We start from the raw sequence: 14,880 nt of genomic DNA, 5'->3' as shown, positions 1-14,880 counted from the left end.
GCTCCGCGCCAGCCCCCGTTGCCCAACCCGCCCAAATCGGCAAAACTCAAACCCGGAGTCTCGCTCACGCTGGATAAAAGTTGGGGGCAACGTCAGCAGAGGAACGACATGTTCCCACCAGGAAGGCTTAGAAAGATTTGATAAGTCAGCCCACAAGAGGCCGGCAAATAGTAGGACGTTAAGCATCAGCCAAAGGGACACCCTGCCGAAAGCTTTCCGTACTTTTGATCTCATAGCTTTGTCTTTTGCTCTTATGAATTTCGCCCCAAGTTCTGCAGAGAGCAGCGACGCCTAACTGCAATATGCAGATGCGGTGTCCAAGGTTCAACGACTAGTGAGGTCGGACTTCCAGACTTTGCAAAGTCCGGAGTCTGCGCATTGCTGCCCTTGATGGAGGCCGCAGCACCGAGAGGCGGCTGTTTGGCAGTTGAATGGGCGCTTTCACCTTCCCGACGCATGACCCGAGCACTTGCAGCTAAGGTCTGCAATCCGCCCCGCGGGAAGGCGGCTCCGTTTCTTGCTGCGGTGCGCACGAAAGTCCGCAAGGGGCTGTTGTTATCCGTCTTGGCGCGATCCTCGCCCCCGCCTTCCTTCTCCCTGGGATGCTTGGTCTGCTCCTCTTTCTCTGTGCCGGTTTTTGTGCCTGGTCCGAACACTTTCTCTTCACGGCCACATCTCGACGCACTTATGTGGCGTCAGAAATCTGGACACGCATTCCCTGTTTCTGTAGGGATTTGAGGCTGTGACGGGAAATGTGCGTCTGTGCCGACATTGCGGGGCCGCAAGGATCGTTTTGACACAGCAAATCTAGCCCCTTAAATGGGGATTTAACGTGCATAATCAGCATGTTGCCCGCGTGGTGGAATGGTAGACACAGAGGACTTAAAATCCTCAGGCTTTAGCCGTGCGAGTTCGAGTCTCGCCGCGGGCACCACAGATTTGCAGATATCCGTTACACTATCTGGCCCCCGGAGAGATGCTCCGGCGACCGTTCGCTTTTGGGGGGGCGTGCGACAGGCAAGGCGCGAGAGGCAGGGCGCCGCAGAGCGGGGCGCGCACCCGTCACGTCGACACCTGGCCCCGTGGCGAGGTGCCGTAGGCGCGCCGGTAGGCCTGGGCGAAGGCGCTTTGCGAGGTATAGCCGACGCTGAAGGCCACCTCGGCCACCGGTGCCCTGCCGTGCGACAGCGCCGCGCGCGCGAGGGTGAGACGCCACGATCGCAGGTAGGACAGCGGCGGTTGACCCAGGCGGCGGGTGAACTCGGCGGCGAAGGCGGCGCGCGACATGCCCGCGATTTCGGCCAGGCCTGCCACGGTCCACCGCTGCGCCACGTCGCCATGCAGGGCGGCCAGGACGCGCCCGAGCCGGGGGTCGAAGACGGCGCCCAGCCATCCGGTTTCCGCCGGTGGCAGCTGGGCGGCATAGGCGCGAATCGCCTCGACCAGCAGGACATCGGCCAGGCGGGTGCACATGATGCCATGACCCACGGCCTTGCGCGTAACCTCGTCCGACATCAGCCGCAGCAGGGTTGAGACAACGCCCGATCCGGGCGCCCCCCGGGGAATGATCATGAAATCGGGCAGCAGGTTCAGCAGGAAATCCGCGGTGCCGCCCTCAAAGGTCACATTGCCGCCGATGCCGATGGTGTCGTCGCCACCAAGGCGCACGACATCGGCCCCCGTCACCCCCCCGGTGGCACCATAGACATGCTGGCCGTCGACCGGGCGCATGTCGGGATGGCTGGCAACGACGTAGGCAGTGCGCCCGATCAGGCAGACATCGCCCGCGCACATCTGCACGGCAGGGCGTCCGGGCAGCAGCATCCAGGCAGGACCGCGCAGCTGCGCGACAAATTTCAGCCGGTCGACATCGGGAAACGACAGCGCCCAGTCGCCCGCCGCCTCGAGCCGCGTCTGCCGGGTGATCCGCGCACCGAGGGTCGCAAGGACATTCGACAGGGGGTCTTCGATGAAATTGGACGTGTACGACAATATTCTGGATCCTGTGATCTCCCGCGTCTCGCCTCTCTCGCATATTCCCGGTGCAAGGAAAACAGATGCGAGGAAAAATCCATGACCCTGAAAGACAAGGTTGTCGCCATCACGGGCGCAAGCAGCGGCATCGGTCGCGCGACAGCGATGCTGCTCGCCTCGGAGGGGGCGTTCGTCGTGTTGGGCGCGCGTCGGGCACCGATGCTGGAAAGGCTCGTCGACGAGATTACATCGGCGGGCGGCCAGGCGACGTTCAGCCCCACCGACGTGCGCCGTCGTGCCGATGTTCAGGCGCTGGTGGACAAGGCCGTTGCACAGACCGGACGGCTGGACGTGATGATCAACAACGCCGGGATCGGCCCGATTTCGCGGTTCGACGCGCTCAGGGTCGATGACTGGGATGCGATGATCGACGTGAACCTGCGCGGAACGCTCTATGGTATCGCGGCGGCGATGCCGGTGTTCGCCAGGCAGGACAGCGGGCATATCGTCAACGTGGTCTCGACGGCTGGGCTGAAGATGGTGCCGACGATGGGCGTCTACGCCGCCACCAAGAACGCGATACGGACGGCAACCGAGGTGTTGCGGCAGGAAGCGGGCCCACATCTGAGGGTGAGCGAAATCTCTCCCGGCATGATTGGCACGAATTTTGGCGACAGTATCACCGACGCGCCCACGCGGGAGCATATCCGGGAGAGTGTCGGGGCCATCGGGATTTCGCCGGATGCAATTGCACGCGGGATCCTGTTCGCGCTCACGCAGCCGCCCGAGGTGGACGTCGGCAGCATCGTGATCCGGCCGACCGCGCAGGCCTGATCACCGGGCCTCATTGCCGCCGCACCGATCCCGGCGAGGTTGCCAATAGGTGTTTCACCCGGCGCCCGGCACCTCTGCCCGCCCGGGGGCGTCGGGGCGGGCAGGGCGACCCCGCGCGCAGACCTTATTCAGCAGACCTTATTCGAACGTCAGCCAGAGCCAGTCCGAGTCCGGCGAGCCATTGTTTTCGACGATGAACCGGATCGGCTGACCCTCCTGGCAGGGCAGGTCGCGCCACATCGGTTCACCGAGGGTGACGACGCTGTTCTCGATCTCTTCTTCGCCGCGCAGGATCCTGATCCGCACGTTGCCACCGCCACGGGCGACGACCGCGGCGGGAATCCCCGAGTGGATGCGCGCATCCACGTGAACCGAGCATTTGCTGGAACTGTCAGCATAGCTGGCGGCGTCAAAATCGAACGACGTCGCAGTCGTCTCTCCGGGGTGGACAAAGAACATGTTGGTGCCACGAACGTCGATCCGGCCGTAGACATCCCCGAAGGTGACATTGCTGACAAAGCGCATCAGGTCGCGGGGCATATCGACATTGCGCACCTGGTCGACAACGTCGTCCCTGACCAGCACGACGAAAAAATAGTCCATTCCGGCGCGGTAGGTCTTGTCGAACACGTTCACGACCTTGTAGCCGCCCGCGGTCAGCTCGGGAAAGTTGGGCGCGGTGGGCATCATGCCGGCCTGAGACTCGCGGATCACGACCTCTGGCCGATAGATCTCCGCCAGGTCGCCTTCCTCGTACCGACGGTTGAGGAACGAACCGTCAATGACCTCGCGTCGTGAAAAGTATGCGGGATTGCCCCAATAGGTAAGAACCTTGAAATCATCTGGCACATTTTCGTCGACCCAGCGGCCCGCTTCGGCGCGGTCATGTTCCTGGTGGGATGTGAACAGATACATTCCGTCCGTCCTTGCGCGCTCTTCCGGCAGGCTCGTGGCCGTGACACCGACGAGCAGCAGCAGGATCAAAGCAGAGGCCGACCACGTCGAACCGGGCAGGTGCCGTTGCAGAAGAGCGAAGACCAGCCCCGTTCCGATGGCGCCCAGAATGACCAGCGAGAAAGACGCGGGGACCGCATACCAGTTGTAGGGCTCGAACGGAAACTTGATGGAATATGCAATTACGTGGGCGATTGTCGTGCCTGCAAGCAGGATGACGTAAGGCAGGTTTGCTCTCAGGCCGAGCAGGCAGGTGGCGGCGGTCAACACGACCAGCCACTTGTGTACCCCGACCCACAGGACAAGGTGACCGAACCACGTCCAATCGATGATCTTGACCATGTCGTTCTGGTGCAAGGTCTTGGTAAGAAACGAATTGGGAATGGGGGCGCCGAAATACCACCATGCAAAACCGTACCAGCCCGCCGTGATTGCGGCAGCAACGGCGACGGCGATCCAGGGAAAGCGCCGGAACTGCACCCACCGTGCCAGCAGCAACAGCCCACCGACAGGCAGCAGGTCCAGCTTGTTGATGATCAGCAGCCCCGCCACCAGGCCCACCAGGGCCGCATGGGGTTGGCGCATCAGCGTCCAGACCGCGGCGACCATCAGGGCCACGGTCAAAGGGGATTCCAGGCCGTTGATCGACATCCACATCATGTTGGAGTCGAGGGCCAGATAGGTCACGAACGCCACCAGCGTGACGATGCCGAAGCGAGCCCCCAGCATCAATGCCAGGGTGGCAAAGCTGATGGATGCGATAACCGCGCCCGTGGCAACGATGGCGACATGAGGGTCCAGACCCAACTTGATCGGCAGGGCCACGATGATTGGATAAAATGGTGCCGAGGCCCCCCAGACCGGGGCTTCTCCGGGGTTCCAGACCCAGAACTCGCCGTTTGCGGCATTTTCGGCGTATCGCAGGAAAAACGCGCCATCGTCCAGCAGCTCGGGTCCCATGCGCAATTGAAAGGCCCATAACAGCACGATGACGATTATGGCAAACAATGCGACGGCTTTGGTCGGGGTGAGGGTCGGCAGTTGCTTGTTCACGAATTCAGGTCCTTGGCAATTGTGCACCGAAACGACAGACGCGGATCATGCGTCAATTCATGGCGTTCAACAGGCACCGTTGAAACAGGTTTGAAAAATGAACCACTGGTTAACTGGCAGACAGGGCCCCGGCAGAGGCAGGTATTAGTGCAATCGAGTCAGCTTGGTCCCGATCATCGGCGCAGGTCAATTCCTTTGCGCGCAATTCACAGGCGCATTCCCTTGAATATCTTTTCCGGAATGTTTCGGATGATCATCATGATCAGCCGCCAGACGGGGCGCGTATAGATCACGTCCTTGCGGCGGGCGACGGCTTTTGCAATTGCCGCTCCCACTTCGGCGGGTTGTGCGGTCAGGGCCGCTGGCAGGTCCATGTCGCGGGTCATCCGGGTTGCGACGAACCCGGGCAGCACGGTCACCACGTGGACGCCCTTGCTGGCCAGCCGGTTGCGCAGACCTGACAGAAAGGCCGTATAGCCCGCCTTGGCCGAACCGTAGACATAGTTCGTCGCGCGACCGCGCTCGCCCGCGACCGAGCTGATCCCCACCAGCGTTCCCGAGCCGCGCGTCTCAAAGCGGTTGGCAAGCTGGGTAAAGATGGCGGCGGGGCCTTCGAAATTGGTGCGCATCACCTGCACGGCCGCATCGCTGTCGCGCTCGCTTTCCTCCTGGTCGCCACCCGCGCCGACGGCACAGACGGCAATGCCCGGCAGATCGGGCAACGAGTCGAGGAAGGCCGCGTGGCTGTCGGTGGCAAGCACGTCGAAATCATGCAGCGTGACATCCACGTCGTGCCGCAGGGCGATATCCGCGCGTTCAGGGTCCAGCAGGGCGGACTGGCGTGCGGCCAGGCGGATCGGATGGCCCTGGGCGGCAAAGGCGCGTGCGGTCGCCAGCCCGATATCGGAACGACCGCCAAGGATCAGGACGGAGGGTTTCGTCACAGCGATAACCTTTCTGACTGGTGTGAATGAAAGCGCCCGTCCCAGCCCTGCTCTGCGCGCATCCGGGCAAAGGCGATGGCACGGTCATCCGAGGCGCGCAGCGTGCTGGCCGACATGCGGCTGTCCTTGGCCAGGTAGAACCGGCCGCCATTTGCCACCGCGATGGCATCCAGCCGGTCGAGCAGGGCCAGCGTGCGCGACGTGACGGGAAAATCCAGCGCCAGCGTGTACCCCTCCATCGGAAAGGAAAACGGACTGTTCTGCGCGCCAAAGCGTTTGAGCACGGCCAGGAACGACCCGGCACCGGCCTGCGCGATGGCCTGCAACAGCGCGGTCAGCCCAGCTTCGGATCGCGCCAGCGGAAGAACGCATTGGAACTGGGCAAACCCCTGTCGGCCATAGATGCGGTTCCAGCGTTGCAGGGCGTCGAGCGGATAGAAGTAGCTGTCCCAGTCCACCACCTGCGCCCCGGCATTGCGCACCCCGGCACGGTAATACAGGGCGTTGAAGGCGCGCACCGTCCAGCGGTTCAGCGCCAGGCGCGGAAAATCGAACGGCACCGTCCGCTTGCCCTTGGCGGGGGGGCGCAGCGGGTCCTCCGCGGCCTCTGGCGACAGGTCGGCCGGCACCGCGTGTTCCCCCAGCATCACCAGCGACCGGCCCAGCTGCGATCCGGTGCCCAGGCAATCGATCCACGCCACGGAATAGGTCGCATCGGCGCTGGTTTCAAAGATCTCCATCGCGGCGGCAAGATTTGCCGCCGGATGCCCGACCTGTCGGATCCAGCCGGTCTGTACCGGGCGCAGGCGGAGGGCGGCCCGGATCACGATCCCCGTCAACCCCATCCCGCCCAGCGTGTGGGTGAACAGCTGCGGGTCCTGGTCTGCCGAACAGCGGGTGATCCGGCCATCGGCGCCCATCACTTCGATCCAGTCGACGCAGCTGCGAAAGCTGCCGTCGCGGTGGTGGTTCTTGCCATGCACGTCTGCGGCGATGGCCCCGCCCAGCGTCACGAACTTTGTGCCCGGCGTCACCATGGGGAACCAGCCGCGCGGCAGGAAGGCCGCGATGATATCCCCCAGCAGCACCCCCGCTTCGGCCACCAGTTGCCCGCGCTCCGCGTCAAAGGCCAGCATCCGGTTCAACAGGCGCATGTCGATGGTGCTGTCGGCATTGACGGCGCTGTCACCATAGGCGCGCCCATTGCCACGGGCGATCAGCCCGGGCTGGCGCTGCACCAGGTCCTGCACGTCTGCCACGTCGCGGGGCTGGTACAGGCGCGCATCCAGAACCGGGTAACGCCCCCAGCCGGCCAGTTTCCTGCGTCCGCTCATGCCTCTGCGTTCCCCCGCACCGGGCCCGTGAACACGAACCGCCGGTCCAGCTGATATTTCACGACATAGCCGATCGCCAGCCCGATCACCGCGCCCAGTTCACGCATCGTATCCGTACGCCAGATCATCCAGAACGCCGTTTCGCTGCCCCAGAAGATCGCGGTGGTCACAAGCCCCATCACTGAATAGAGCGTGAATTTCCGCCCGTGCTGGCGCAGTCCGGTATCAGCGTCGCCAAAGATCCAGCGCTTGTCGAGGGTGTACTTGATCACCAGCCCGACCAGGGTGCCGACGCCAACCGCCAGTGCAAAATGGAAAGGCGTCTCGCCCAGCGTCAGCACCGCGCGTTGCGCGGCCAGGTTGGCAAGCGTGGCCAGCACGGCAAAGGCCGCGTAGCGCAGGACAAGAATGCGCAGGCTCATTGCAAGGCCCCCGCCACGGCAAACACCAGGATCAACAGAAAGCATATCTGGCTGATCCGGTCCCGCGCGGCATAGACGACCGGATCGTCATGCATCTGGCCGCGATGGGCCACCATCACTGTCCGGGTGATCCAGTACAGCAGGATCGCGCAGACACCCCACAGCATTTCCGGGATGGCATAGAGCTTGGTCACGTCCGGCGAATTGACATAGAGGGCCATCACCAGCACGGCAATGTACCCGCCCGCGACCCCGATCATCGCGATGATCGGCAGGTCGTCGACATGATATCCCCGCCCGGCTGCCGTCAATTTGCCCCGCGACGCGGCGTCCATCAGCTCGGCCTGCCGCTTGACCGCCGCAAGCGACAGAAAGAAGAAGACCGAAAACGCCAGCAGCCACACCGACAGCGACAGACCCGTGGCCACGCCGCCCGCCACGATACGCACGGTGTAAAGGGCCGCCAGCACGCAGATATCCAGCACCATGCGCCGCTTCAGATGCAGCGAATATCCCAGCGTCAGCGCAAAATACCCCAGCATGACCAGCAGGAATCCCGGCCCCACCCACAGGCCGATCGCGCAGCCGCCCAGGAACAGGCCGATGGCCATCAGCGTGCCATGCGCAATCGGCACGCTGCCGCTGGCAAAGGGCCGCTTGCATTTGCGCGGGTGGGCCCGGTCCGCCGACAGATCAAGCAGGTCGTTGAGCAGATAGACACTGGAGGCGACAAGGCTGAAACAGACAAACGCCAGTATCGCGGTCAGCACCGTGGCCGCGTCAAGGCGGTGCGCGGCCAGCATGGGCAGGAACACCAGCAGGTTCTTCATCCACTGGTGCGGCCGCAGCGCCAACACGTAGGGGCGCGCCGTCGGCGTCCGGGTCACCAGGTGATCCACATCGGCGCAACTCTGCTCGGCCGCGTGGCGCAGCCGGGCAGGGGCATTCACGGTGATCGCCTTGGCCGCCCGTGACCAGACCGGCAGGTCCGCCTCGGCATCGCCCATATAGGCAAAGCCCGCCGCGCCGAACCGCTCTTGCAGGAACGCCGCCTTGCCTTCGCCCTTGAGGTTGCGGACACCATCTGAACCGTGCACCTCATCGAACAGGTCCAGGTGGTCGGCAATGGCCCTGGCGTAGGTCTCATCGCTGGCCGTGACCAGCGCCGTGCGCCCGCCCTCGGCCTTCCACGCCCTGATCCTTTCAATCACGCCGGGATCGTAGGGCAGGCTGGTGACGTCAATGTCCGCCGCGCCGACCAGATATCGTTTCAGGGCCGCCCGGCCGCGTTTCAGGGCCATGGCGGCGCGGAACGGGCTTGTGGCATCACGGGCAAGGGCGGACCAGATGCTTTCATGCAGCATGTCGCTGCGAAGCAATGTTCCATCCAGATCAACAGCAAGGATCATATCGAAAATCAGTAATGTTGGAGGGTCGGACAGGATAAAGAAAAGTCATCCCGGCACGCTTGTCCTGGCCAAAGGAAGGGCGGCGCATTCCGGGCCTGATTCGCCAAGTCGTCCATAAGTCCCCACCCCCATGTTTCTTAATTAGATATGACTGGCAATTGGGCTTAATACAACACTCGCCTTTTGTGCCGTGCCAATTGCGAAGGCGGGGTTTTGGCATTTTCCATTGCCCCATGTGGCTTTGACGCAGCGCTTTGACGTCTCTCTGTCGGTGGCGCGTGGGCGCTATGCGGGCCCAATGAACGCCGGGCAAATGAACGCTGGCGCAATGAACTCCGGGCAATGCGCGCCGTGGCCAAATGATGATCTGGCGAGATCCCCCTCTGGCGAAATCCCCCTCTGGCGATGGGGGCGCGTTCCCAGATGATCGGCGTTTTAGAATGGGGCGGGGCCACATCACGCCATCGCCTCCCGGCCATCGGCCACGGCCACCGTCCCGCGCCTGCGTCTTCAGCTCTCTGCACGCGGTCGATGGCAAGCACTGCCCGCCCTTCCGATCCGTGTGCCTCTGCGGTGCGCAGCATTTGCCCCCGTTGTCGCGCCGTACCCCGCAAGCGGCCCGCGCCTTTGGGCGCACGAGGCCGGACCGAGGCCAGAATGCGGGCCGAACGTGACCGGCCCTCCAGACCGCTTCGGGCACAAACATAGTTGCTAAATAAACTAGTTGAAGTGTAAACCAAGACGGGAGGAGGACGCGATGCCAAGAATCATTTTCAGAAATGCCCAGGGCCAGGACACACCTGTCGAGGCCGCGATGGGCGACAGCCTGATGCTGACGGCCGTGTCAAACGGCCTGGCAGAGATCGTGGGGGAATGCGGCGGGTCGGCCATGTGCGCCACCTGCCATGTCTACGTTTCGCCCGAACATGCCGACGTGATACCGACGCGCAAACCGATCGAAACCGAGATGCTGGAGAGCGCCGCCGCCGAGGTCACCCAGAACAGCCGCCTGAGCTGTCAGATCGTGGTCACACCCGAGATGGACGGGATGGTCGTTCTCCTGCCTGATCGTCAGTACTGACGTGGGCATCTGCCTACTTGCCGGCCAATTCCCGGTCGACGGCCTCGACCTTGGCCAGGTTGTCGGTCAGGCGGCGCAACAGCGAAAAGAGCATATCCAGGTCTTCGCCCTCGATGCCATCCAGCAGGGCGGCTTCACGGCGCAGGGCGATCTGGATGATGCGGTCGTGCATCTCGGCGCCCTTGGGGGTCAGCCATACCAGGCGCTTGCCCGCCTCGAGCTGCGCCGTGGCAAGGCCCATTTCCTCCAGCCGCCGGGTGGATCGGCTGACCACGGATTTGTTCATCGCGACCATTTCGGACACGCGCAATGCCTGGATGCCGGGTTCGTTGCGCAGCGCCGACAGGATGCGCCATTCGTTCAGGCCGAGGTCGAACAGCGACAGATACAGCTGCGATGCGCCCCAGGACAGGCGGTTGTTGATGAGGGACAGGAAGTAGGGGGCATAGCGATCCGCGCTTACGGATTGGTCCCTGTCCCTGACAATCGTCTTGTCGCTCATGTGGTGCTCCGGGCGTTGCTCAAGGTGATACGCAGGCAAGTTTAATTGCAAACTACAATGGGAGGAACCGATGAAAAAGCTAATTAACGATGTGGCGGACATCGTCCCCGAGGCGCTGCTCGGCTATGTCCGCGCCACCGAGGGACTGCGTCTGATCGACGGGCGCACCATCGTCGTGCGCGCGGATCTGGAACAGGTGATCGCGGCGGGGCAGGTGGCAATCGTGTCGGGCGGCGGGTCCGGCCACGAACCGGCGCACGCGGGCTATGTCGGTCAGGGCATGCTGACGGCGGCCGTTGCGGGGGATGTCTTTGCCTCCCCCTCCACCGACGCGGTGCTCGAGGCAATTCGCACCGTCGCCGGGCCGGGCGGCGTCTTGCTGATCGTCAAGAACTACACGGGCGACCGGCTGAATTTCGGCCTGGCGGCGCAGATCGCGCGGGGCGAGGGGATCGCGACCGAAATGGTGATCGTCGATGACGATTGCGCGCTTGGCTCTGCCGCGCAGACCGCCGGGCGACGCGGCATCGCGGGCACCGTGCTGGTGCACAAGATTGCCGGGGCCGCTGCGGCGGCGGGCCTGCCGCTGGCCGAGGTCGCGGCCACGGCCAGGGCGGCGATCCAGGCGGTCGGCTCCATGGGTGTGGCCCTGACTCCCTGTACCGTCCCCGCCGCCGGAACACCGAATTTCAACCTCGGTCCGCAAGAGATCGAGCTGGGCCTGGGCATTCATGGCGAGGCCGGGTCCGAGCGCGTGGCCCTGCGGCCCGCCCGCGACCTGGCGCAGGCCATGATCGGCAAGATCGCGGCGGACAGGGCGCTGCCGCAGGGCGCGCCCGTCGCGCTGCTGGTCAACAATCTCGGGGCGACGCCTCCGATGGAACTGTCGATCATGGCAAACGACGCGCTTGAGGCCTGCGCCGCGCTGGGCCTGCGGGTAGAACGGGTGATCTGCGGCACCCTGTTGACCGCCATCGACATGGCGGGGGTGTCCCTGTCGCTGATGCAGCTGGACGATGCGCGCAGGCAGGCGCTGGATGCAGAAACCTCGGCGCCCGCCTGGGTCCGCGCCACGGTGCCGCCGCAGGCGCCGACACGCCCGTGCCTCGCGCCTCCGCCGACGGGCACGGACAGCCGGGCGGACCCGGCAGAGGGGGCCAACAGCCGTGCGACCCCGGCAGAGGGGCCGAATGGCGCGCTGCCGGTCGTCCTGGCCTGTTGCGCCGCCCTCATCGAGGCCGAGCCGATCCTGACCCGGATGGACCAGATCGTCGGCGACGGCGACATCGGGCGTTCTCTCGCCTCGGGGGCGGCGCAGATCACAGCGGCCTCGGGCACCTTGTCCGCGCTTTCGGGGGGCGATTTCTGGCGCGAGGTCGGTGCGATCGTGCGCCGTTCCACCGGGGGCACCTCCGGCCCGCTCTATGCCATCCTGGCCACCGCCGCAGGCAATGCCCTGGACGATGCCCTGGACGATGCCCGGACGGGCGCGGGCGCCACCGCACCTGCCACCGCACCTGCCACCGCGCTTGCCACCGCCTTTGGCGCCGGGGTGCAGGCGCTTCAGGATCTGGGCGGTGCCGCACCCGGTGACCGCACCATGGTCGATGCGCTGGCCCCAGCAGCCGCCGCGATGATCGGTGCCGACGATCTGCCCGCGGCCCTGGCCGCCGCCGCCACCGCTGCCCGCCGGGGAGCCGAGGCAACCCGCCAGATGCCGCCGCGCCGGGGCCGCTCCAGCTATATCGGTGACCGGGTCATCGGCCATGTCGATCCGGGCGCCGAGGCTGTTGCGATCTGGCTCGGCGCGGCCCGGGACGCGCTGTGAACCCGTGGTGCCGGAGGAGGGTCAGCAATGGAAAATATTTGTTGCAATATAAATTTGTTGCACAATAAACTGCATGCGGGAGGAGACCTTTGACCATGCAGCAGATCGATGATCGCCCGATACTGGATGTTGATCCGTTCGGCCAGCAGGCGCGGGACAACCCCGATGCGCTGGACCGTCAGATCCGCGAGGCCGGGCCAGTGGTCTGGGTGCCGAAATATGGCATCTGGCTGACCGGGCAGGACAGTATCGTAAGAGAGGTCTTTTCCGACTGGCGCCGGTTTTCCTCGGCGTTCGGAACCGGAATGACCAACGTCGTGCGCGAAGAACCCTGGCGCAAGCCCTCGGTCATTCTCGAGGCCGACCCACCGGTGCACACCCCCAATCGCAAGGTCCTGGCGCGGGTGCTGTCCCCGGCGGCCCTGCGCAAGCTGGCAGTCGGGTTTCAGCAAGAGGCGGATCGCATGGTCGATGCGCTGGTCGCAAGGGGCCGCTTCGATCTGGCGGCGGATCTTGCCTTTGCCTTTCCGTTCAAGGTGCTGCCGGATGCCGCCGGGCTAAGGCCCGAAGGGCGGCCGCACCTGATGCCGTATTCGACGCTGAATTTCAACGCGATGGGGCCCAGGAACGACCTGTACGAGGCCGCGCGCAAGGTGGTTGAGGACAACGGCACCTTTGCCTACGTGGCCGAACAGATGCGCGAAGAGAACATCCTTCCCGGCAGCTTCGGGGCCGAGATCTATGCCGCAGCCCATAACGGAGAGATCAGTCACGAAGATGCGGGCATGCTGGTCCGGGCCTTCATCTCGGCCGGGATCGATACCACCGTTTTCGGCATCGGCATGACGCTGATGGCGCTGATCGAACGCCCCGATCAATGGGACATGCTGCGTGCCGACCCCGATCTGGCCCGTCCCGCGTTTGAGGAGGGGCTGCGGTTTCAGGCCCCCAGCCCGGTGATCGGGCGCACGACGGTGGCGGCGACGCAGCTCGGGGGGGTGGCGCTCGGGGGCGACGAAAAGATCCTGATGTGGCTGGCCGCCGCCAACCGCGACCCCGCCCGCTGGGCGGATCCCGATACCTACGATATCACCCGCCGGCCGGTGGGGCATCTGTCCTTCGGCACGGGCATTCACGGCTGCGTCGGCCAGATGGTCGCCCGGCTTGAGGCCGAGAGCGTCCTGCGGGCGCTGGCCAGCCGGGTGCGCCGCATCCACCTGGTCGGCACACCCGAGCGTGTCCAGATCAACTGGTTGCGCGGATATCACTCCATCCCGGTGGAGGTCGAGGCCGCCTAGCGCACACCAAGCACGCAGGCAGGGACACCAGAGGAGGGCGCCCCTGCGGTCACATGCACACGTCATCTTTCAGGGAGGAAGAAACATGAGAAAGACACTTTCAGCGGCGTTGATCACGGTGCTGGGCACCGGTGCCGCCCTTGCCGAAACCCCGATCTACGGATCCTGGCCCCCGGCATCGGATTACCTCAATACCGACACGCTGCCGGCGGCCTTTGCACAGATCGACGCCGACACGGATGGTGCGATCCAGTGGGAACTGATCGCCGGCGGCCAGTTGTCGGATGCGCGCGGCTCTCTTGCCGCGGTGGGCGACAACCTGATGCAGGGCGGCCTGATCATTCCGGTCTACACGCCCGAGGCGATGCCGTCGCTGACGCTGCTTTATTCCATCGTGGTGCCTGGCGATGACCCGGTTGCCGTTGCCGGTGCGGCGGCGCAGACCATCTTTCTCGATTGCCCCTCCTGCCTGGACGAGGCGAAGGACAACCAGGCCCTGCCGCTGGGCGGTTTCGCCTCTGCCTCCTATCGCCTGATGTGCACCAGGCCCGTCGCGACGATGCAGGACCTGGCCGGTATGCGGGTGCGGGCAACGGGCGGCTACGGTGAAATGGCGGCGCTTGGCGGCGCGACCCCGATGTCGGTGACCCTGCCCGAAGGCGTCAGCCTGCTGCAACGCGGCGGTCTCGATTGCCTGATGGCGGCGCGGGAATGGCTTCAGACCTACGGCTACGGCGAATACGCCAAGTACGTGACCGACCTGCCGCTGGGCGTCGCGGCCCCCGCCGTCGGCTTTCTGATCAACCGCGACATGTTTCTGGACATGACGCCGGATCAGCAGGCTGCGCATCTGCGGGCATCGGCGCTGATCACCGCACAGCATACGATCGGCAATTACGTCCTGCGCGACCAGTCCAGCTTCGAGGCGCAGCAGGCGGACCAGGGCGTCAAGCTGGTCGAACCCGGCGCCGACCTGATCGCCATGGTCGATGGCTTCGCGGAAACGGACCGCGCGCGCCTGATCGAAAACGGCAAGACGCTGGGCGTCGCGGACCCTGCGGCCCTGATCGACACCTACCTGGCAAACGTCGAAAAATGGCGCAGCCTGTCTGCCGAGGTCGGCACCGATGTCGATGCCTTCGCCGCCGCGCTCTGGGACGAAGTCTTCTCCAAGGTAGATCCGGGCGCGCTGTGAGTTGACGCGCCCGCCGCCGGTGCGCCCGCAAGGCGCCCCGGCCCCCTCCGAC

Annotated in this window: 12 protein-coding genes and 1 tRNA gene; 6 read left to right on the top strand and 7 right to left on the bottom strand. The window is 64.8% G+C overall.

Features of this window, described 5'->3' with window-relative positions; all coding sequences use genetic code 11:
* The first annotated feature begins 850 nt into the window (after positions 1-850).
* Positions 851-934, top strand: a tRNA-Leu gene (locus tag DL237_RS08970).
* Between the two features lie 128 nt (positions 935-1,062).
* On the opposite strand, the gene DL237_RS08965 is transcribed toward DL237_RS08970, so the two are convergent.
* On the bottom strand, positions 1,063-1,992 hold the full coding sequence (locus DL237_RS08965) for an AraC family transcriptional regulator (RefSeq protein WP_119398705.1): 930 nt from the start codon (positions 1,990-1,992) through the stop codon (positions 1,063-1,065).
* Between the two features lie 81 nt (positions 1,993-2,073).
* Here DL237_RS08965 and DL237_RS08960 point away from each other — a divergent pair, with 81 nt between their 5' ends.
* Positions 2,074-2,808: an SDR family oxidoreductase gene (locus DL237_RS08960; RefSeq protein WP_119398704.1), complete on the top strand. Its 735-nt coding sequence runs from the start codon at positions 2,074-2,076 to the stop codon at positions 2,806-2,808.
* A gap of 138 nt (positions 2,809-2,946) precedes the next feature.
* Here the strand turns inward: DL237_RS08960 and DL237_RS08955 are convergent, their stop codons facing one another.
* The 5 genes from DL237_RS08955 to DL237_RS08935 form a co-directional block, all read right to left on the bottom strand.
* Positions 2,947-4,815 carry a hypothetical protein gene (locus tag DL237_RS08955; RefSeq protein ID WP_119398703.1) on the bottom strand — a complete coding sequence of 623 codons (1,869 nt, stop codon included), beginning with the start codon at positions 4,813-4,815 and terminating at the stop codon, positions 2,947-2,949.
* Positions 4,816-5,021: 206 nt separating this feature from the next.
* Positions 5,022-5,759 (bottom strand): SDR family oxidoreductase, encoded by a 738-nt coding sequence (locus DL237_RS08950; RefSeq protein WP_119398702.1) that lies wholly within the window; start codon positions 5,757-5,759, stop codon positions 5,022-5,024.
* Complete coding sequence (locus DL237_RS08945; protein WP_119398701.1) at positions 5,756-7,093, bottom strand: FAD-binding oxidoreductase; 1,338 nt, start codon at positions 7,091-7,093, stop codon at positions 5,756-5,758. The genes DL237_RS08950 and DL237_RS08945 overlap by 4 nt, the downstream gene beginning before the upstream one ends.
* Complete coding sequence (locus DL237_RS08940) at positions 7,090-7,515, bottom strand: GtrA family protein (RefSeq protein ID WP_119398700.1); 426 nt, start codon at positions 7,513-7,515, stop codon at positions 7,090-7,092. The genes DL237_RS08945 and DL237_RS08940 overlap by 4 nt, the downstream gene beginning before the upstream one ends.
* Complete coding sequence (locus DL237_RS08935) at positions 7,512-8,924, bottom strand: UbiA family prenyltransferase (RefSeq protein ID WP_119398699.1); 1,413 nt, start codon at positions 8,922-8,924, stop codon at positions 7,512-7,514. The genes DL237_RS08940 and DL237_RS08935 overlap by 4 nt, the downstream gene beginning before the upstream one ends.
* A gap of 757 nt (positions 8,925-9,681) precedes the next feature.
* Here DL237_RS08935 and DL237_RS08930 point away from each other — a divergent pair.
* Positions 9,682-10,005 (top strand): 2Fe-2S iron-sulfur cluster-binding protein, encoded by a 324-nt coding sequence (locus DL237_RS08930; protein ID WP_119398698.1) that lies wholly within the window; start codon positions 9,682-9,684, stop codon positions 10,003-10,005.
* Positions 10,006-10,018: 13 nt separating this feature from the next.
* Here the strand turns inward: DL237_RS08930 and DL237_RS08925 are convergent, their stop codons facing one another.
* Positions 10,019-10,507, bottom strand: coding sequence for a MarR family winged helix-turn-helix transcriptional regulator (locus DL237_RS08925; RefSeq protein ID WP_158585609.1), 489 nt, complete (start codon positions 10,505-10,507; stop codon positions 10,019-10,021).
* A gap of 70 nt (positions 10,508-10,577) precedes the next feature.
* Here DL237_RS08925 and DL237_RS08920 point away from each other — a divergent pair, with 70 nt between their 5' ends.
* The 3 genes from DL237_RS08920 (at position 10,578) to DL237_RS08910 (ending at position 14,828) form a co-directional block, all read left to right on the top strand.
* Positions 10,578-12,335 (top strand): dihydroxyacetone kinase family protein, encoded by a 1,758-nt coding sequence (locus DL237_RS08920; protein WP_119398697.1) that lies wholly within the window; start codon positions 10,578-10,580, stop codon positions 12,333-12,335.
* Between the two features lie 95 nt (positions 12,336-12,430).
* Positions 12,431-13,633 carry a cytochrome P450 gene (locus tag DL237_RS08915; RefSeq protein ID WP_119398696.1) on the top strand — a complete coding sequence of 401 codons (1,203 nt, stop codon included), beginning with the start codon at positions 12,431-12,433 and terminating at the stop codon, positions 13,631-13,633.
* A gap of 85 nt (positions 13,634-13,718) precedes the next feature.
* Complete coding sequence (locus DL237_RS08910; RefSeq protein ID WP_119398695.1) at positions 13,719-14,828, top strand: type 2 periplasmic-binding domain-containing protein; 1,110 nt, start codon at positions 13,719-13,721, stop codon at positions 14,826-14,828.
* Positions 14,829-14,880: the final 52 nt, after the last annotated feature.

Origin of the sequence: Pseudooceanicola sediminis (assembly GCF_003575965.1) — a bacterium.
GTDB classification, from domain to species: Bacteria; Pseudomonadota; Alphaproteobacteria; order Rhodobacterales; family Rhodobacteraceae; genus Pseudooceanicola; species Pseudooceanicola sediminis.
This window is presented reverse-complemented; position numbering and strand designations above follow the sequence as displayed.

Bases quoted from the DNA above. Each gene is read 5' to 3' on its own strand.
- DL237_RS08960 (WP_119398704.1), top strand. From the start codon at position 2,074: ATGACCCTGAAAGACAAGGTTGTCGCCATCACGGGCGCAAGCAGCGGC.
- DL237_RS08945 (WP_119398701.1), bottom strand. From the start codon at position 7,093: ATGAGCGGACGCAGGAAACTGGCCGGCTGGGGGCGTTACCCGGTTCTG.
- DL237_RS08940 (WP_119398700.1), bottom strand. From the start codon at position 7,515: ATGAGCCTGCGCATTCTTGTCCTGCGCTACGCGGCCTTTGCCGTGCTG.
- DL237_RS08935 (WP_119398699.1), bottom strand. From the start codon at position 8,924: ATGATCCTTGCTGTTGATCTGGATGGAACATTGCTTCGCAGCGACATG.
- DL237_RS08930 (WP_119398698.1), top strand. From the start codon at position 9,682: ATGCCAAGAATCATTTTCAGAAATGCCCAGGGCCAGGACACACCTGTC.
- DL237_RS08925 (WP_158585609.1), bottom strand. From the start codon at position 10,507: ATGAGCGACAAGACGATTGTCAGGGACAGGGACCAATCCGTAAGCGCG.
- DL237_RS08920 (WP_119398697.1), top strand. From the start codon at position 10,578: ATGAAAAAGCTAATTAACGATGTGGCGGACATCGTCCCCGAGGCGCTG.
- DL237_RS08915 (WP_119398696.1), top strand. From the start codon at position 12,431: ATGCAGCAGATCGATGATCGCCCGATACTGGATGTTGATCCGTTCGGC.
- DL237_RS08910 (WP_119398695.1), top strand. From the start codon at position 13,719: ATGAGAAAGACACTTTCAGCGGCGTTGATCACGGTGCTGGGCACCGGT.